Annotated in this window: 15 protein-coding genes; 7 read left to right on the top strand and 8 right to left on the bottom strand. The window is 73.2% G+C overall.

The window, feature by feature from the left end; genetic code table 11:
• Positions 1-44: 44 nt before the first annotated feature.
• Together ACTJK8_RS07320 and ACTJK8_RS07315 are read right to left on the bottom strand one after the other, a co-directional pair.
• Positions 45-3,521 carry an AAA family ATPase gene (locus ACTJK8_RS07320; RefSeq protein ID WP_440761755.1) on the bottom strand — a complete coding sequence of 1,159 codons (3,477 nt, stop codon included), beginning with the start codon at positions 3,519-3,521 and terminating at the stop codon, positions 45-47.
• Between the two features lie 22 nt (positions 3,522-3,543).
• Positions 3,544-4,782: a metallophosphoesterase family protein gene (locus tag ACTJK8_RS07315; protein WP_440761754.1), complete on the bottom strand. Its 1,239-nt coding sequence runs from the start codon at positions 4,780-4,782 to the stop codon at positions 3,544-3,546.
• 307 nt (positions 4,783-5,089) lie between these two features.
• On the opposite strand from ACTJK8_RS07315, the gene ACTJK8_RS07310 reads away from it, so the two are divergent.
• The gene (locus ACTJK8_RS07310; protein ID WP_012317731.1) at positions 5,090-5,875 is read left to right on the top strand and encodes an endonuclease/exonuclease/phosphatase family protein; all 786 of its coding nucleotides are present in this window, start codon (positions 5,090-5,092) and stop codon (positions 5,873-5,875) included.
• On the opposite strand, the gene ACTJK8_RS07305 is transcribed toward ACTJK8_RS07310, so the two are convergent.
• The 4 genes from ACTJK8_RS07305 to ACTJK8_RS07290 form a co-directional block, all read right to left on the bottom strand.
• Positions 5,793-7,229, bottom strand: coding sequence for a phospholipase D-like domain-containing protein (locus tag ACTJK8_RS07305; protein ID WP_029360418.1), 1,437 nt, complete (start codon positions 7,227-7,229; stop codon positions 5,793-5,795). The genes ACTJK8_RS07310 and ACTJK8_RS07305 overlap by 83 nt on opposite strands.
• Before the next feature lie 65 nt (positions 7,230-7,294).
• Positions 7,295-7,606: a hypothetical protein gene (locus ACTJK8_RS07300; RefSeq protein ID WP_012317733.1), complete on the bottom strand. Its 312-nt coding sequence runs from the start codon at positions 7,604-7,606 to the stop codon at positions 7,295-7,297.
• A 127-nt stretch (positions 7,607-7,733) separates the two neighbouring features.
• On the bottom strand, positions 7,734-8,546 hold the full coding sequence (locus ACTJK8_RS07295) for an enoyl-CoA hydratase (protein WP_012317734.1): 813 nt from the start codon (positions 8,544-8,546) through the stop codon (positions 7,734-7,736).
• 118 nt (positions 8,547-8,664) lie between these two features.
• Positions 8,665-9,018: an AMP-dependent synthetase gene (locus ACTJK8_RS07290; RefSeq protein WP_245297789.1), complete on the bottom strand. Its 354-nt coding sequence runs from the start codon at positions 9,016-9,018 to the stop codon at positions 8,665-8,667.
• A 402-nt stretch (positions 9,019-9,420) separates the two neighbouring features.
• Here ACTJK8_RS07290 and ACTJK8_RS07285 point away from each other — a divergent pair, with 402 nt between their 5' ends.
• The gene (locus ACTJK8_RS07285; protein ID WP_012317736.1) at positions 9,421-9,831 is read left to right on the top strand and encodes a hypothetical protein; all 411 of its coding nucleotides are present in this window, start codon (positions 9,421-9,423) and stop codon (positions 9,829-9,831) included.
• Positions 9,832-9,859: 28 nt separating this feature from the next.
• On the opposite strand, the gene ACTJK8_RS07280 is transcribed toward ACTJK8_RS07285, so the two are convergent.
• Positions 9,860-10,549, bottom strand: a complete 690-nt coding sequence (locus ACTJK8_RS07280) for a uracil-DNA glycosylase (protein WP_024830990.1) — start codon at positions 10,547-10,549, stop codon at positions 9,860-9,862.
• A gap of 282 nt (positions 10,550-10,831) precedes the next feature.
• Here ACTJK8_RS07280 and hemH point away from each other — a divergent pair, with 282 nt between their 5' ends.
• Both hemH and ACTJK8_RS07270 read left to right on the top strand, forming a co-directional pair.
• A complete protein-coding gene (hemH, locus tag ACTJK8_RS07275) occupies positions 10,832-11,914 on the top strand; it encodes a ferrochelatase (RefSeq protein WP_012317738.1) in 1,083 nt (360 codons plus the stop codon).
• A gap of 93 nt (positions 11,915-12,007) precedes the next feature.
• A complete protein-coding gene (locus ACTJK8_RS07270; protein ID WP_012317739.1) occupies positions 12,008-12,166 on the top strand; it encodes a hypothetical protein in 159 nt (52 codons plus the stop codon).
• Positions 12,167-12,210: 44 nt separating this feature from the next.
• Here the strand turns inward: ACTJK8_RS07270 and ACTJK8_RS07265 are convergent, their stop codons facing one another.
• On the bottom strand, positions 12,211-13,131 hold the full coding sequence (locus tag ACTJK8_RS07265; RefSeq protein WP_029360420.1) for a peptidylprolyl isomerase: 921 nt from the start codon (positions 13,129-13,131) through the stop codon (positions 12,211-12,213).
• A gap of 261 nt (positions 13,132-13,392) precedes the next feature.
• On the opposite strand from ACTJK8_RS07265, the gene secA reads away from it, so the two are divergent.
• The 3 genes from secA to ACTJK8_RS07250 form a co-directional block, all read left to right on the top strand.
• Positions 13,393-16,284, top strand: a complete 2,892-nt coding sequence (gene secA / locus ACTJK8_RS07260; RefSeq protein WP_012317741.1) for a preprotein translocase subunit SecA — start codon at positions 13,393-13,395, stop codon at positions 16,282-16,284.
• 19 nt (positions 16,285-16,303) lie between these two features.
• Positions 16,304-16,975 (top strand): dethiobiotin synthase, encoded by a 672-nt coding sequence (bioD, locus tag ACTJK8_RS07255; RefSeq protein WP_024830988.1) that lies wholly within the window; start codon positions 16,304-16,306, stop codon positions 16,973-16,975.
• A gap of 114 nt (positions 16,976-17,089) precedes the next feature.
• Positions 17,090-17,687: KUP/HAK/KT family potassium transporter (locus ACTJK8_RS07250; RefSeq protein WP_440761753.1), on the top strand; the 598-nt coding region annotated here is incomplete at its 3' end.

The following is a 17,687-nucleotide window of genomic DNA, read 5'->3' as shown; positions in this document are numbered from 1 at the left end:
CTGCGGACGGGGAGGGGGCGGATCGGCCCCCTCCGCCAGCCCCCCTAGAGCGTCACCACGTCGACGGAGTCGCCGAGCCGGTCGCGGGCGATGTCCGCGACGTGGCGGTGGTGCGTGAACAGGATCGGCTGGACGCGGGTGCCGATCGCGGCCAGCGCGTCCAGACCGTACCCGGTCCGGGTCTCGTCGAAGGTCGAGAACAGGTCGTCGCCGATGAACGGGGCCGGCTCGGCGCGACCGGCGTAATCCTCCAGATAGGCCAGCCGCAGGGCGAGATAGAGCTGGTCGCGGGTGCCCTCGCTCATGCCCTCGATCGCGACCGTGCCGCCCCCGGCACGCTGCCCGGCGAGCTTCGGCGTGTCTGCCTCGTCGTAGATCTGCGCCAGGCCGGAGAACGCGCCGCCGGTCAGCGCGCTGAACAGCGCGCCCGCCCGGGTGACGAGCGGATCCTGCTGCCCCGCGCGGTGGCGGGCCACGGCCTGCCCGAGCATCAGCCCGGCGAGCCGCAGCACGGCCCAGGACCGGGCCGCCGCCTGGAGATCCGCCTCCGCGGCCTTGCGCTCCGCGAGGGCCAGCTCGGCGCCGGTGCCGCCCTCGAGCTCCGCACGCCGCCGCTCCGCCCGGTCGCGGTCCGCGAAGATGACCTGGCCGCGCTCGGCCTGCTCATCGGCCTCGAGCGACAGCCGCGCCAGCTCCGCCTCAATCGCCTCCGGGGACAAGGTCTCCAGGCCGGCGCGCAGCTCGGCCTCGGGAAGCCCGTCGGCCGCGCCCGCGAGGGTGCCGCGGAGCCGCAGACGCTCGGCGCGCAGCGCCTCCCGCGCGCTGAGGCGGCCGAACAGCCGGTCGATCTCCGGCGTCGGTGCCGCGGCGAGGTCCGGCATCACCTCGGCCACCTGCCGGACGAGCGTCGCCCGCGCGGCTTCGCGCGCCTCGGCGGCGGCGCGATGGGCCGCCTCGGCCTCGTCGCGGCGGCGGTCCAGCTCGACGCGCCGCGCCTCGCGGGCCTGCGCGGCCACGAGGCGGCCGTGGAGCGATCGGATCGCGCCGGCGGACGACACCTCCGCGAGGTCGGGCGCCAGGGCCCCGACCAGGGTGGCCGCCGTGGACCGGAACGCCTCCATGTCCCGCCGGATCCCGGCGGAGCGGCGCTGAAGGGCGGCCCGTTCCGCCAGCCGGTCCGGCACGCTTCGCCACGCCTCCAGCGCGCCCTCCGCCTCCTCGGGACCGGCCGAACCGTCGAGGCCGAGGGGCAGGAGCGCCGCCGCCCAATCCGCCCGCCACGCGGCGCGACGGGCAGCGGTCTCGGCGAGGCTCGCCTCCAGCCGCTCCACGGCGAGTCCCGCGGCGCGCAGCAGCCCGCCGGTCTGCAGATTGGCCTCCCAGCGGCTCGCCAGGGCGGCGATGCGCGCTTCGAGACCGTCCAGCGCGGCGGCGATCTCGAGGTCCGGTGCGGCGTCGAGCCCGGCTCGGGTACGCAGGTCGGCCAAGGGCCCCCGCGCGGTCTCGATCCGCGCCAGGAGGCGGTCGGCCTCGATCCGCTGCGCCGCGAGGCGCTGCTCGGCCTCGATCAGGCTCTCCACCTCGGCGAGCCAGGCCGCCATCTCGGCCGGCGGCCCGGGCACGAGGCCGGCGGGCCGCCAGGCCTCGCCCCATGCCGCCTCGCCCGCCGCGATCTCCGCGGCGAGACCGGCGAGGACGTCGTCGGCCTGCGCGGCCTCCGCCTCCTCGGCGGCGAGCCGCTCCAGGTCGGCCGCGTGGGCGGCGACCCGGGCGGCGTCGGAGGCCCGCTCGTCCGCGACGCGGTCGGCCTCGAGGAGCGCACGCTCGAAGGCCGCGATCTCGGCGACGGCGGCCGCTCGGCCGGCCGCGAGAGCGTCGCGCAGGGGCGCGAACGCCGCGTCGCGGGTTGCCCGCAGGGCGTCGAGCCGCTCCCGGGTGGCGACGGGCCGGCCGGCCTCGCGCTCCCGCAGCCGCGCCCGGGTGACCGCGACCTGCCGGCGGGCCGTGTCGCACCGGTCGGCGGCTCGCTCGTGCTCGCGGGTCTTGGCCTCCAGGCGCTGACGGTAGCGCGCTACCGTGTCGGGGGCGGGCAGGGGCGTCCGAACGAGGGCGGCGAGGTCGGGGACCGGGGGCGACAGCCGCTCGGCCTGGTTGCGCAGCAGCGCCGCCTCCCGGCGGACCGCGCCGTCCAGGGTATCGCGGGCCGCGATCCACTCGTGGAGCCGGACGAGGGGCTTCAGCGCCTCCCGGAGCGGGGTCGGATCCCGGGCCGCGTCCGCCGCCTCCACCTCGCGGGCGAGGCGCTCCCGCTCGGCGCGGGCGGCGGCGAGGTCGCGGGCGACCTGCTCCTCGGCGGCCGCCAAGGTCCGGCCGTCGCGGATCAGCCGCTCGGTTCGCGCCCGCGCGGCGTCCGGGGGCTGGCGGGCCTCCAGCGCGGCGAGGTCGGGCACGCCGATCCGGGCGCGCAGCCGCTCCAGCTCCAGCCCGACCTTGTGGGCGTCGCCCTCGATGCGGGGCAGGTCGGTGCCGCCCTTCTCGAACTCCCTGGTGCCGCTGAACGCCGCCAGGATCTCGTCCGCCCGGTGGGTCAGCCCCGGCTCGACCGGGACGGATTCGGCCTCGCTGCGGGCCCGGTCGAGCGCGGCCTCGGCCCGCTCCGCCTCGGAATCGGCGGCGCGGCACGCGTCCAGGGCGGCCCCGAGACGGGCGATCCAGGCGGGATCCGCGTCGACGAGGTCGGTCTCGGCGGCGATGCGCTGCTCCAGCGCGTCGATCTCGGCGATGATCGGCCGGACGCGCTTGAACCGCTCCAGCCGGGCGCGCGCGACCGCGCCGGCCTTCTGCTCGGCCCGGAGCGCCTCGAGCTGCGCGGCCGCCGCGGCGATCTCGTCGTTCAGGGCGCGCCAGTCGCCGGCGCGCAGGCCCCGCTCGCGGATCGCCCGCCGGGCCGTCTCGTGGCGCTCCAGCGCCTGGTAGAAGGTCCGGTGCTTCGCCTGGCGCGGGGCGAAGATGGCGTCGGCCTCCGCGTCGAGCGTCGTCTGCAGATCCGTGAGGCCGCGCAGGCCGGAGCCCGCCGCGAACAGGCTCGCGCCGACCTCGCCCTCGACGTCGACCATCTCGCGGCCCCCGGCCCGGAGGCTCGCCGCGTCGAGCCCGAAGGCCCGGCAGAACACCGTCCGGGACAGGCCGCCGAGGTAGGGGGCGAGGGCGTCGTCGGCGAGCGGCGCGTCGGCGGCGTCGATGAGGGTGCGGCTGTTGCCCTTCCGGCGCCGGAAGGACAGCCGGCGTCCGTCGGCGGCGGCGATCTCCGCGCCGAGGCGCAGCTGCGGCATGTCGTGCAGGAAGGCGTAGGGCGTGGTCTTCCCGAAGCCGAACAGCAGGTCGGTGACCGCCGCCAGCGCGGTGCTCTTGCCGGCCTCGTTGGCGCCCAGCACGACGTGCAGGCGCGCGTCCGGCCGGAACGCGACGGTGCGGTCCGTGAAGGCGCCGTAGCGCTCCAGGGCGAGGCGGATCAGGCGCATCGGGGGTCCATGGGCGCGCGCCTCAGCAGTGCCGGCCGCCGAGGCGGCCGAGGACGAGCGCCTCGGCCTCGGCGCAGAGCGCGTCGAACTCCGCGTCGAGGTCGGCCTCCGCGGCGGCCGTCCCCGGCATACGGCCGCCGATCTCGGCCAGCGCCGCCTTCGCCCGCGCGCGGAACTCGGGGTCGCGGTCGAGGTCGGCGAGCAGGGCCGCGGGGTCGATGGCGGCTCCGGTCGGCTCCGCCGTGGCGCGCGGGCGGCGGGTCTCGATCTTCAGGCGCTCCAGCCAGATGTCCTCGTGCAGCCGGTGCGCGGCCGCCTGGATCTCGGCCGTCAGGGACTCGCGGTCGGCCGCGAGGGCGTCGTGGGCCCGCGTCGTCCCGGCGAGGTGGACGCGGACCAGGAGCAGCCGGCGCGCCGCGATCGGCGCCAGGGGCGCAAGCGCCGCCTCGACGGCCTCGACGGCGCCGCGCGCGTCGGCCACCGCCCCGAGATCGACCGTGACGCGCTCGAACCGCGCCCGGTCGAGGGGCAGGCGGCTCACCCCCGTCACCCGACCGTCGGCGACGTCGACCACGACGGCCCCCTTCTCGCCGCACTCGCGCACGCTCCGGCCCTGGAGATTGCCGGGGAACACGATCCAGGGATCCCGGGACAGCTCCGCGTACTCGTGGATGTGGCCGAGCGCCCAGTACTCGTAGCCCCGGGCCGCGAGGTCGGCGACCGAGCAGGGGGCGTAGGTCTCGTGGGCCGCGTGGCCGGTGCAGGAGGTGTGCAGGACCCCGAGGTTGAACCAGCCCGGCACGGCGGCCGGGTAGGTCAGCGCGAGGTTCTCCTCGACGGCCCGGCCCTGGAAGCTGCGGCCGTGGACCGCGACGCGGAGCGCGTCGAGGCGCAGGGTGCCGGCGCGGGCGGTCGGGAAGACGTGCACGGAGGCCGGCAGCGTGATCGAGCGCGTGATGACGCTCTCGGCGTCGTGGTTACCGCGCACGAGGATCGTCGGGATGCCGGCGCGGTCGAGGCGCGCCACCTGCCGGGCGAAGAACAGGCCGATCGTGGTGTCGGCCCAGTCGCCGTCGTAGACGTCGCCCGCCACCACCACGAAGGCGACCGACCGCTCGATCGCCTGGCTCACCAGATCCTCGAAGGCCTGCCGACTCGCCGAGGCGAGGCGACGGGCCAGATCCGCGTCGCGCGCGGCGAGCCCCGCCAGCGGGCTGCCGAGGTGCAGGTCGGCGGCATGGATGAAGCTGAACGCCGTCATGGCCTCCGGACGGGATCGGTGGATGGCGGCACGCGGCGGTCCGCGGAGCGGCCGGCGCGGCGCCGTGCCGGCTCTTAGGCCGCCGACCGGGTCCGCCTCAAGCACCGTCCTGCGATGCGCTGTGGGGCGAAGAGATCGGCCCCGGGCGCGTCCGCGAGCGGCACCGCTATCGCGGCCCCTTTCCGATCACGGCAAGCCCGATTGCAAGCCCGATCACGGCGCGGCACCGGTCGAACGTCCCGGCTCCGGGCGCGTTAGAGCGTGGCGGTGGCGGGAGCGCCGCGCGTTGAGGTACGAGACCGGCCCGATGAATCCTTCTGCACGCCCGGCCCGCTCCAACCCCGCACCGTCACCCGTCACTCCCATCCGCCCGGCAGACCGGCCGCACCACCCCTTCAAGATCGTGAGCTGGAACCTGCTGCGGCGCACCGGCGCGGCGGTGGACGACGTCGCCGCCCTCGTGGCGCAGGAGAGGCCGGACCTGCTGCTGATGCAGGAGGCCACCCGCGCCATCGGCTTCCTGCTGGACCGGATCGGCGGCCACTACGCCTGGGCCCCCCTGCCGGGCCGGATCCACGGGCTCGCCATGTGGAGCCCGAAGCCCTGGACGGCCCCGCCCCGGGTCATCGCACTCCCCTCCGGCGCCCTCGTGCACCGGGTCTGCCAGATCCTCGACCTCGGCGAGTTCGGCGTGGCCAATGTCCACCTCTCGCACGGACAGATGCTGAACCGGCGCCAGCTGCGCTGCATCGTCAGCGAGCTGCCGCCGCGGGCGGCCGTGCTCGGCGACTACAACATCGTCGGCCCGGCGCTGATCCCGGGGTTCCGCGATGTCGGACCGCGGCAACCGACCCACGCGATGGTCGAGGTCCTGCCGCTGCGGCTCGACCGCTGCCTCGCCCGCGGGCTCGTCTGCCACGCGCACGCGGTGCTGCCGCGGGGGCGCTCCGATCACCGGCCGATCGTCGTCCATCTCGGCCCGGCGCCGGAGGCGCACGCGCCCGCCCGGTTCAAAGGTATGGCAGCAGCAGTCGCACGCCTGCGTCGCGCAGACGGAGCGGCAGGCCGCGCGCGGCGAGATCCTCCCGGCTGAGCCGCGCCTCCATCTTGCCGCGCATGAACCGGTCGAGGTGGGCCGCGAGGTCCGCGTCGATGATCTCGACGTTCAGCTCGAAATTGAGCCGGAAGCTGCGCATGTCCCAGTTGGCGCTGCCGACGAAGCACCAGATGTCGTCGACCACCATCGCCTTGGAATGGTCGAAGGGCGGCTCGTCGAGCCAGACGTTCACGCCGGCCCGCAACAGCGGATCGAGATGCGCCCGGGTCGCCCAGTCGATGTACGGGTGGTCGCTGACCCGCGGGATGATGACGTCGACGGTGATGCCCCGGGTCGCGGCCTGGGCGAGCGCGCCGGTCACCAGCTCGTCGGGCAGGAAGTAGGGCGTCACGAAGCGCACCGACCGGCGCGCGCAGGCGAGGGCCTGGAGGATGACCTGCTCGATCTTCTCGACGTCCGCGTCCGGGCCGGATGTGACGGCCCGGGCGACGCTCGGTCCGCACGGCTCGAGGTCGACGAACCACGGGGGGCCGTCGAGGATCTCGCCGTCCACGAAAGCCCAGTCGGCCGCGAAGGCGGCGGCGAGCTGCTCGACCACGGGGCCGGTCATCCGGAAATGGGTGTCGCGGATCGGGTGCTCGGGCTTCAGGGCGACGCGGTTCGGGTGGGAGATGTTGAGGCCGCCGGTGAAGGCGATCCGCCCGTCGATGACCAGCAATTTCTTGTGCGAGCGCAGGTTGAGGAACGGCATCCGCCAGGGGAGGGCGGAGTGCATGAACAGGGCCGCCGGCACCCCGGCTGCCGTCAGCCGGCGGTAGACCGGCGCCCGGAAGTAGCCGCCGCCGATCCCGTCGATGATGACGCGGACCTTCACGCCCCGGGCCTGCGCCTCGACCAGCGCGTCGCAGAACTCGCGGCCGGTGGCGTCGTCCCGGAAGATGTAGCTCGACAGACCGATGCTGGTCCGCGCCTCCCGGATCGCCGCGAGCATCACCGGGTAGGCCGCGTCGCCGTTGCGGAACATCTGCACGGTGTTGCCGGCGAAGGCCGGCAGGCCGGTGATCCGCCGGATCGCCCGGTCGAGGGGCCAGAGCGCCTCCGGCACCACGGCGTCGTCGGTGTCGGGCAGCTGCGTCGCGTCGGAGGGCTTGGTCCGCAGCCGCCGCGCGCGGCGCGAGACGCGGTTGATGCCGAAGGTCAGGTACAGGGCGGTACCGAAGATCGGCGACAGCCACGCGAGCCCGATCCAGCCCACCGCCACGCTGACCCGGCGCTTGCGCAGCAGGGCGTGCAGGGTGACACCGATCGCCAGCGCGAAGCCGAGCAGGGCCTCGACATCCGACCGCATCAGGGCGGTCGACTGGACCCAGCGGGTGATCGCGTTTTCCAAGGTGCGGCTATCCGGGTTCGCGTCGAGGGGCGCCGGATCGACCTAAAGCCCATGCGGCGGGCGGATCAATCCGCCGGCTTGGCCGGATGCGCAATGGCCGCCGCGGCCGCGGGCCGCTCGCAGCGATAGGGTCCGCTGCCGTCGAGGGCCCCGTACAGGACCCGGCCGCCGGAGGCGATGCAGCGCGCCTTGGCCTCGGCGTAGGGGCGGTGGAAGCTCCAGATGGTGATCATCGGCCCGACCGTCGCGATGCAGACGCCTCCGAAGATCACGGCGGCGGCCCAGGTCGCACCGTTGCGGTTCGGCCGCGGGGGCCGCGGCGGCGGCATCGTGCCGTAGAAGGACAGCGTCAGACCGAGCAGGTCGAGGGTGCTCATCAGCCGTTCCGCGTTGCGGCGCCGAGCCCGGCAGGATCGGACAGGCCCTCATCCTAGAGCAGGGCGGCGCCATCACCTACGCGCGCCGCGCAGAACCGCCTGCGTCGTATCGCGCCAGGAGGCCGGCTCACGGCTCCCAGCGGGGCGGTCGCTTGCCCAGGAAGGCGTCGATCCCCTCCTGCGCGTCGGCCATCATCATGTTGCGGGTCATGACCTCCGCCGTGTAACCGTAGGCGTCCTCCAGGCTCATCTCGATCTGCCGGCCGAACGCCTCCTTGCCGATCGCCAGGACGCGCCGGGCCTTGCCGGCGATCCGGGCCGCGAGGGCGCTCACCGCCGCGTCGAGATCCGCCTCCGGCACGGCGCGGTTCACGAGTCCGATCCGCAGAGCCTCCGCGGCGTCGATCGGGTCGCCGACCAGCAGCATCTCCAGGGCGGCCTTGCGCGACACGGCCCGCGACAGGGCGACCATCGGGGTCGAGCAGAACAGGCCGATCTGCACCCCCGGCGTGGCGAAGCGGGCGGTCTCGGCGCAGACGGCGAGGTCGCAGGTGGCGACGAGCTGGCACCCGGCGGCGGTGGCGATCCCGTGCACCCGGGCGATCACCGGTTGCGGCAGGCGCGTGAGGCTCAGCATCAGCCGGGCGCAGGTGCGGAACACCGCCTCGGTGGCCTCCCGGGACGGGTCGGCGCGCATCTCCTTGAGGTCGTGCCCGGCGCAGAAGGCGGGGCCTGCCCCCTGCAGGATCACGACCCGCACGGACGGATCCGCGCGGATCGCGTCGAGCTGCGCCTGGAGCGCGCCCATCAGGGCCATCGACAGGGCGTTGCGGGCCTGCGGCCGGTTCAGCGTCAGGGTCGCGACGCCGTCGGCGTCGCTGCGCAGCAGCACAGGCGCCTCCGGGGTGGCGGCGGGGGCCGTGGCAAGGGCTGCGGTCATAACGGCGTCTCCCGGCGCCGGCCTCCCTGCGGCGGGGCCGGTCGCGTCGCCGGACGGTAGCACGCGGTTTTCCGGTTCGCGACGGCGCCGCGGCCCGGCCTCCGCGATGAGCCGGCTGTCAGGCCTGCTCGGCCAGGGCGAGGTCGAGGCTCGCGTAGTCGGCGCCCGGCCCGTTCCACCACAGCGTGGGATAGGCGTCGAGCCGGCCCATCACGCCGGCATAGGCATCGGCGAGCGCGGCATCGACGACCACCAGCACGGCGCCCGACTCGGAGAGGCTGTCGGCGAGCGCCCGGTCACGGCCGGCGCAGTCGAGGCAGACGACGCGCAGGCCGAGACGGGTGAGGCCGAGGCGCATGGCCTCCGCCTGCCCGAGATCCTGCACCATGAGCGCCACGGTCTGCCCGGCCCGCAGGCCCTCGCCCCAGGCCCAGCGCGAGAAGCGGTGCGGACAGATCGCGGCGACCGGCACGGCCGGCCCGACACGCCGCTCCGGGTTGGCGACTCCTTGCGCGCCGGGCCGGGCGCGCCGGTCGGCGTCTCGAGCCGGGAGAGGGATGGAGGCCGCCGGGGAATGGACGCCGTACATGCGATGCGGACCGCCTGAATCTGGACACACTGCAGGTCCTGGCGTGACGCGAGCAGGTTAACACTCTCTCACGCGCCGGCGTTCCGCCGAAAAACGACCGCATTTTCGTCGGTGCGCGGGCCGGCGACTGCCGCCATGGCCAACGGGCCGTGAACGGCGACGGGCGAATCGTCGGCATCTCGGGCCGCATCTTCGGTCGCATTGGCGCGCGCGCGGGTCCGGCCTATGTCCCGCGCGCCAGAGGCCGCCCGCCAGAGGCCGCCCACGATCGAGGAACCGCCGCGCATGCGTCCCACAACGACCCGGATCTCTCTCCTCGCCGCCGCCACGCTCGCGGCCCTGCCGGCGCAGGCGCAGATCCGGAACGCCCCGTCGCCGCGGGCGCTGGAATTCGCCGCCTACATCTTCGCGGCCTCGAACGTCTGCGGCTACCGGATCGGCAGCGACCAGTTCGAGGCGTTGCTGGCGAAGCAGAACGTGCAGATCGGCGACGTCCAGCCGCGGGGGCCGTTCGGCAACCGGGTGCAGACCATGTTCACGCTGATGTCGAACCAGATGGCGCAGAACCGCGACCAGGCCTGCCTCGCGGTGGCCGGCGAGTACGGACCCGAGGGCACGGTGGCCAAGAACGTGCTCCTGCCCGCGGGCCAGGAGCCGGCCGCTCCTGCGAAGCCCGCCGAGCCCGCCAAGCCGTGATCGGTCGCGCTCCGGATCGACGCCGGCCTCAGCCGAGGCGCCACTCGATCGGCCGACGCCCGTGCTCGGCGAGCCACCGGTTGGCCCGGCCGAACGGGTCGGAACCCGGAAAATCCCGGGCGCGGTTGAGCGGCGAGGGGTGTCCGCTCTCGAACACGCCGTGGCGGGTCGCGTCGATCAGCGCGGCCCGGGCCCGCGCCTGGGCCCCCCAGAGCAGAAACACCGCGGGCTCGGGCCGCGCCGACACGGCGCTCACCGCCTCGTCGGTCAGCGCGGCCCAGCCGTAACGCAGATGCGCCCCGGCCTTGCCGGCCTCGACGGTGAGCGCGCTGTTGAGCAGGAGCACGCCCTGCCGCGCCCAGGGCGTCAGGTCGCCGCCCGCGGCGCGGTCGGAGCTCGCCTCCGCCAGGATCACCTTCAGCGAGGCCGGCAGGCGACCGGAGCCCACGAACGAGAAGGCGAGGCCGTTGGCGTCGCCCGGGGTCGGGTACGGATCCTGGCCGAGGATCACGGCCCGCACGTCCTGCGGCGGGGTCTCTGTCAGGGCGCGGAAGATCCGGTCCGGCGCCGGCAGGACGCGGGCGCCCGCGGCGATTCGCGCATCGACCCGCGCCGCCACGGCGTCGGCCTCCCCGCCGGCGAAGAAGGGCAGGCTCAGCCAGGGCGAACCCGAGGCGCGGAAGGCGGTGAGGGCGTCGGCGACGGGCGTGTCGGTCATGGTCTCTCGCGGTCGGGTTCCGCGGCCAGATAGGGGGCGGGGGAGCACCGTCACGGGCGCGGCGGTTGCGGCCGGGAGCCGCCCGTGTTTAGGGACTGGGGTCGAGCGTCCCGCCTATCGCGGTGCGACATGGCGCGTCCGGTCTTCGCCGGGCGGCTTCGCACCCTACATGTGGGCGCACCCGACGGGGTTTAAGCTCCGGCCAAGCTCGAGGCGTCCGCGCCGGCTGCCGGATATCGGAACCAGAGGAAGGATCTCGGCGCGCGGCGCCGGAACGCTGCCATGAACGAACGCGTCGAACCCGCCGCGCTGGCGAATGGCCGGCCCCTCGCACCGCTGCAGCCCGCGGCGAACGCCCTGCCGGCCGACCACCCGAAGGTGGCCTGGGGCCGCGTCGGCGTGCTCCTGATGAATCTCGGGACGCCCGAGGGCACGTCCTACTGGCCGATGCGCCGGTACCTCAAGGAGTTCCTGTCGGACCGCCGCGTGATCGAGGTGCCGCGGCTGATCTGGTGGCCGCTGCTCAACCTGATCATCCTGACGAAGCGCCCCGGCCCGAAGGGCCGCGACTACGCCAGCGTCTGGAACAATGCGCTGAACGAGGGGCCGCTGAAGACGATCACCCGCGGCCAGTGCGAGCGCCTCCAGGCCGCGATGGGCGAGTCCGTGGTGGTCGACTGGGCGATGCGCTACGGCAAGCCCGAGGTCGCCGGCCGGATCCAGGCGCTGCTGGACCAGGGCTGCGACCGCATCCTGCTGGTGCCGCTCTACCCGCAATACGCCGCCGCGACCTCGGCCACGGCCTGCGACCAGGCCTTCCGGGCGCTGATGGACATGCGCTGGCAGCCGACGGTGCGCGTCTCGCCGCCCTATCACGACGACCCGGTCTACATCGCCGCCATGGCCGATTCGATCCGCGAGGGTCTGGCCAAGCTCGATTTCGAGCCGGAGGTGATCCTCACCTCGTTCCACGGGGTGCCGCGGAGCTACCTGCTCAAGGGCGATCCCTACCATTGCCAGTGCCACAAGACCGGGCGTCTGATCCGCGAGGCGCTGGGCCTGTCGCCGGAGAAGATGCGGGTGACCTTCCAGTCGCGCTTCGGCAACGAGGAGTGGCTGAAGCCCTACACCGACGAGACCGTGATGGAGCTCGCGAAGTCGGGCGTGAAGCGGATGGCGATCGTCGCCCCGGGCTTCACGGCCGATTGCCTGGAGACCCTCGAGGAACTCGACGGCGAGAATCGTCACTACTTCGAGGAGAATGGCGGCGAGCGCTTCGCCTACATCCCGTGCCTGAACGACAGCGACCTCGGCATGCGGGTGATCGAGCACGTGGTGCGCCGCGAGCTGCAGGGCTGGATCTGAGATCCCGGCCGGGATGCCGCTTGCGGCGCGGCCCGGCCCGCCTATTCTTCTCCCAAGCCGAGCGGGCCCAGAGGTTCGGCGCGGGAGGATCACATGGCGTTCTTCATCGGCATCGCGTGTCCGTGGCTGCTGATCGCGGTGCTCGACAGGATCGCCGAGGGGCGCCGCAGCGCCGAACTCTCGGCCCTCGGGATCACGCCCCAGCCGGCCCCGGCGCAGTCCAGCTACCTCGTCCCGGACCGGCCGTACTGACGACGGGGCGCGGCCCCGGGGCCGCGCCGGTCGGGCGCCGAGCGCTACTTCTTCGGTTCGGGTGCGGTCTGCGCGGCCGGCGGCGCGTCGGCGCGCTCGATCTTGGCCTCCGAGCGGAGCTTCAGGATCATGTCCTGCTGCGCCTTGCGGATCAGGTGCTGGTCGATCTGCTCCTTGAGCTCGTCGAAGGTTGGCTGCGGCTTGGTCCGCTTCTCCTCGACCTTGATCACGTGCCAGCCGAACTGGGTCTTGATCGGGTCGGAGACCTGGCCGGCCTTCATCGCGAAGGCGGCGTTGGCGAAGTCGGGCACCATCCGCTCCTTGGTGAACCAGCCGAGATCGCCGCCCTCGGCCTTCGAGCCCGGGTCCTTCGACGCCTCGGCGGCGACCTTGGCGAAATCCTCGCCGCCCTTGATGCGCGCGGCGATCTTCTTGGCCTCGGCCTCGTTGTCCACCAGGATGTGGCGCGCGTGCACCTCCTCCTCGGGCTTCATCAGCTTGACGGTCTGGTCGTAGATCGCGTGCTCCGCCTCGGGCGTGACCGCGCGCTTGGCCTCCTGCTCCAGGTAGTCGTCGAGCAGGAGCTTGTCGCGGAAATAGGCGAGCTTGCGCTTGAACTCCGGCGTGTCGCCGATCTTGGCGGCCTCGGCGGCCTGCGCACCGACGCGGAGGTCGACCATGTAGTCGACGAGCAGGTTCTTCTTCTGCGCCTCGTCGACGCCGGGCAGCGACAGGGCCGGGTCATCGGCCGCGATGGCGAGGTCGCCCTGGGTGATCGGCTTGCCATTGACGCTCGCCACGACCGCGTCCGCGCTCGGCGCGGCAGCCGGCGTCGCGGCGGGGGCCGCCGGCGTGTTGGCGGCCGGCGTCGGGGCCTTCTGGGGTGCCTGGGCCAGCGCCAGTCCCGGCATCGCGATCATGACGGCGAGCGCGCTGACGCGCCGGAGAAGGGCGGTGTTCGGCATACGGGCGAAGTCCTCGGCTCACGTCTCGGCGTCGCGCCGGATCGGCCGGGCGTCGCGCCGCGGCACAGGTGGCCCGCGTCGGGCGAGAAGGCAAGCGCGGCCATTTCACCGGTGCCGGAACCGTGACCGTACCGGCATGCGTTGAGGGCTGCCCCTTCCAGGTGCGCCGGGCGATGTTTACCTCTATAAGCCCGGCCAACTCCGTCCAGGCCGGCCCGCCACGCTCACCCGTGGGCGGGCTCGCGCGTCCGCAGGTCCACGATGCTCGGCTCCATCGCCAAGAAGATTTTCGGCTCCTCGAATGACCGCCGCGTCAAGGGCTACCGCCCGCGCGTCGCGCAGATCAACGCGCTGGAACCGGAGATCCAGGCCCTCTCGGACGAGGCCCTGCGCGCCCGCACCGACATGCTGAAGGCCGAACTCGCCAACGGCAAGAGCCTCGACGACATCCTCGTGCCGGCCTTCGCCACCGTCCGCGAGGCGGCCAAGCGCGTCTTCGGCCAGCGCCACTTCGACGTGCAGCTCATCGGCGGCATGGTGCTCCACGAGGGCGGCATCGCCGAGATGAAGACCGGCGAGGGCAAGACCCTGGTGGCGACGCTGCCGGTCTACCTCAACGCCCTGGAGGGCAAGGGCGTCCACGTCGTCACGGTGAACGACTACCTCGCGTCGCGCGACGCCGAGTGGATGGGTCAGGTCTACCGGTTCCTGGGCCTCAGCGTCGGCACGATCGTGCACGGCCTCGACGATGCGCAGCGCAAGGAGGCCTATGCCTGCGACATCACCTACGGCACCAACAACGAGTACGGCTTCGACTACCTGCGCGACAACATGAAGTACGAGCTGTCCCAGCTGGCGCAGCGCGGGCACAACTTCGCGATCGTCGACGAGGTCGATTCGATCCTGATCGACGAGGCGCGCACGCCGCTGATCATCTCGGGCCCGGTGGACGACCGGTCGGAACTCTACGTGGCGGTGGACGCGCTGATGCCGCGCCTGCGCAAGGAGTTCTACGACCTCGACGAGAAGCAGCGCACCGTCTCGCTGACCGAGGAGGGCAACGAATTCATCGAGGAGGCGATGCGCGAGGCGGGCCTCCTGAAGGAGGGCGACCTCTACGACGCCCACAACGTGACGCTCGTCCACCACGTGAACCAGGCGCTGCGCGCCCACACGCTGTTCACCCGCGACAAGGACTACATCGTCAAGAACGACGAGGTGGTGATCATCGACGAGTTCACCGGCCGCATGATGCAGGGCCGGCGCTACTCGGAAGGCCTGCATCAGGCGCTGGAGGCGAAGGAGCGGGTCACGATCCAGCCCGAGAACCAGACGCTCGCGTCGATCACCTTCCAGAACTACTTCCGCTTGTACAAGAAGCTGGCCGGCATGACCGGTACCGCCTCGACCGAGGCCGACGAGTTCGCCGAGATCTACAAGCTCGACGTGGTCGACATCCCGACCAACAAGGAGGTCGAGCGCGTCGACGAGGACGACGAGGTCTACCGGACCGTCGGCGAGAAGTACGAGGGCATCATCGCCGAGATCGACAAGGCGCATGCGCGCCACCAGCCGATCCTGGTCGGCACCGGCTCGATCGAGAAGTCGGAGCACCTCGCCGAGATGCTCAAGAAGGCCGGCTACAGCCTGCTCGACTACTCCGACCCGAACGCCCTGACCGACGTCTACGCCGCCGCCCGCGAGGGCCGGGTGACCAAGCGCTTCGCCGTGCTGAACGCCCGCTTCCACGAGCAGGAGGCCTACATCGTGGCCGAGGCGGGCGTGCCGGGCGCGATCACCATCGCCACCAACATGGCCGGACGCGGCACCGACATCAAACTCGGCGGCAACCTCGAGATGCGCATCGAGAAGGAGCTGGGCCATCTCGCCGACGGTCCGGAGCGCGACGCCGCGATCGCGGCGATCAAGGCCGAGATCGCCGAGAACCGGACCAAGGTGCTGGCCTCGGGCGAGCCGGCCGATCCGGCGGCGGGCCGGAAGAAGGACCTGCCGGGCGGCCTCTACATCATCGGCACCGAGCGCCACGAATCGCGGCGCATCGACAACCAGCTCCGCGGCCGCTCCGGGCGTCAGGGCGATCCCGGCCGCTCGAAGTTCTACCTGTCGCTTCAGGATGACCTGATGCGCATCTTCGGCTCCGACCGCATGGACGGGATGCTGCAGAAGCTCGGCCTCGAGCAGGGCGAGGCGATCATCCACCCCTGGATCAACAAGGCGATCGAGAAGGCGCAGCAGAAGGTCGAGGCGCGCAACTTCGACATGCGCAAGAACGTGCTCAAGTACGACAACGTCATGAACGACCAGCGCAAGGTCGTGTTCGAGCAGCGCCGCGACTTCATGGGCCAGGACAGCGTCCGCGAGACCGTGGACGAGATGCGCGAGGGCGTGATCGACGACCTCGTCGCCCGGCACATCCCGGAGAACGCCTACGCCGAGCAGTGGGACGTCGCCGGCCTGCGCGAGCAGGTGAAGGAGATCCTCAATCTCGACGTGCCGGTCGAGGACTGGGCCAAGGAGGAGGGCATCGCCGACGAGGAGATGCGCGAGCGCCTGCTGAAGGCGGCCGAGACAGCCTACGCCGAGCGGACGGAGAAGAACGGCGCCGAGGTCACGGCCTACATCGAGAAGCAGGTCCTGCTCCAGACGCTCGACCATCTCTGGCGCGAGCACCTCGTGACGCTGGACCACCTCCGGCAGGTGATCGGCTGGCGCGGCTTCGCCCAGCGGGACCCGCTGAACGAGTACAAGTCCGAGGCCTTCGACCTGTTCAACGGGCTCGTGACCGCCCTGCGCGAGCAGGTCACCGCGCAGCTCTCGCGGGTCGAGATCATGCTGCAGGAGCCGCCGGCGGAGTTCCCGGCCGGCGGTCCGGCGCTGCCGCCGATGTTCGCCCAGCATCTCGACCCGGTCACCGGCGAGAACGAGATGGACTACGCCGGCTTCGGCTCGGGCAGCGACGGCGGCGGGGGCCCGGCCTACGGCTTCGCCGCCCAGGGCCTCGCGGCCGACGGGGCGGTGCTGGAGCGTGACCCGACCGACGCCAACACCTGGGGCCGCGTCGGCCGCAACGAGCCGTGCCCCTGCGGCTCGGGCAAGAAGTACAAGCACTGCCACGGCAGCCTCCAGGCCTGAGGCGGGGATCGCGGCGGGGATGACCGCGCGGGCGCTGTTCATCGCCGGGGCCGGCACCGAGATCGGCAAGACCTACGTCACCGCCGCCCTGACCCGCAGCCTGCGGGCGCAGGGTCGGGCGGTCCGGACGGTGAAGCCGCTCGCGAGCGGTGTCCCGCCGCTGAGCGATCCCGGCTTCATCGAGAGCGACACCGCCCGGCTGCTGGACGCGCAGGGCCTCGCCCTGGACGAGGAGGCCGTGGAGGCCTGCTCGCCCTGGCGGTTCTCGGCACCGCTCTCGCCCGATCAGGCCGCCGTGCTGGAGGGGCGATCCCTGGACCTGGCCGACCTCGTCGGCTGGTGCCGGGATGAGATCGCCCGCACGGAGGGCACCCTGCTGATCGAGGGCGTCGGCGGCCTCATGAGCCCGGTCACCGGGGCCGCCACCGGCCTCGACTGGCTCCGGGCCCTCGGCCTCCCGGCGCTGCTCGTGTCCGGGAGCTATCTCGGGGCGATCAGCCACGCGCTCACCGCCTGCGAGACCCTGCGCTTCCACGGCGTGGCGCTGCGCGCCGTGGTGGTCAGCGAGAGCCCGGACGCGCCGGCGCCCGCCGCGACCGTGGCCGCCGCCATCGCCCGGCACGCCGGGGCGCCCGTCGCCTGCCTGCGTCGCGGCGAGGCCTGCCCGGATGACCTGGCCGCCCTGATCTGATGGCCTGCCGCGCCGTCGCTGGACGGCGCGACCGCTGCCCCTAGCTTTACCGCTGCGGCGTCGAACCCGGCGCTCGAATCGTCTCGGCCGGGTGATGCCCTTGGAGGCCCTGCGGTGAGTCAGACCCTTGCGCCGGCGGCGAGTCCCCGATCCGATACGGGCGCGGTCGACGCGGAGACGGCGCGCGACAGGCTCCGGCCGGCCCTCGTTTTCGGCGCGCTGGGCGTCGTGTACGGCGACATCGGCACGAGCCCGCTCTACGCGTTCAAGGAGGCGGTGAAGGCGGCGACCGTGGGCGGCTCCTCGGTGCCGGCAGCCGCCACGGGCGCGGTGTCGCTGATCCTGTGGGCGCTGATCCTGATCGTGTCGCTGAAATACGCGGTGCTGATCCTGCGGGCCGACAACCGCGGCGAGGGCGGCATCGTCGCCATGCTGGCGCTGCTCGGCGCCCGTCAGGCCCGGCCGGGTACGTGGAAGGCGCTGCTCCTGGTGGTCGGGCTGGTGGGCGCGGCCCTGCTCTACGGCGACGGCGCGATCACGCCGGCGATCTCGGTCCTGTCGGCGATCGAGGGGCTGAAGGTCGACGCGCCGTCACTCGGCCCGTACGTCGTGCCGATCACCCTGGTGATCCTGGTCGGGCTGTTCCTCGTCCAGCACAAGGGCGTGGCCGCCATCGGCCGGGTCTTCGGACCCGTCATGCTCGTCTGGTTCG

It is taken from the genome of Methylobacterium sp. 22177 (assembly GCF_052045615.1).
Classification (GTDB): Bacteria; Pseudomonadota; Alphaproteobacteria; order Rhizobiales; family Beijerinckiaceae; genus Methylobacterium; species Methylobacterium radiotolerans.
The sequence above is the reverse complement of the archived record's forward strand: the minus strand, read 5'-3'. Positions and strand labels throughout refer to the sequence as shown.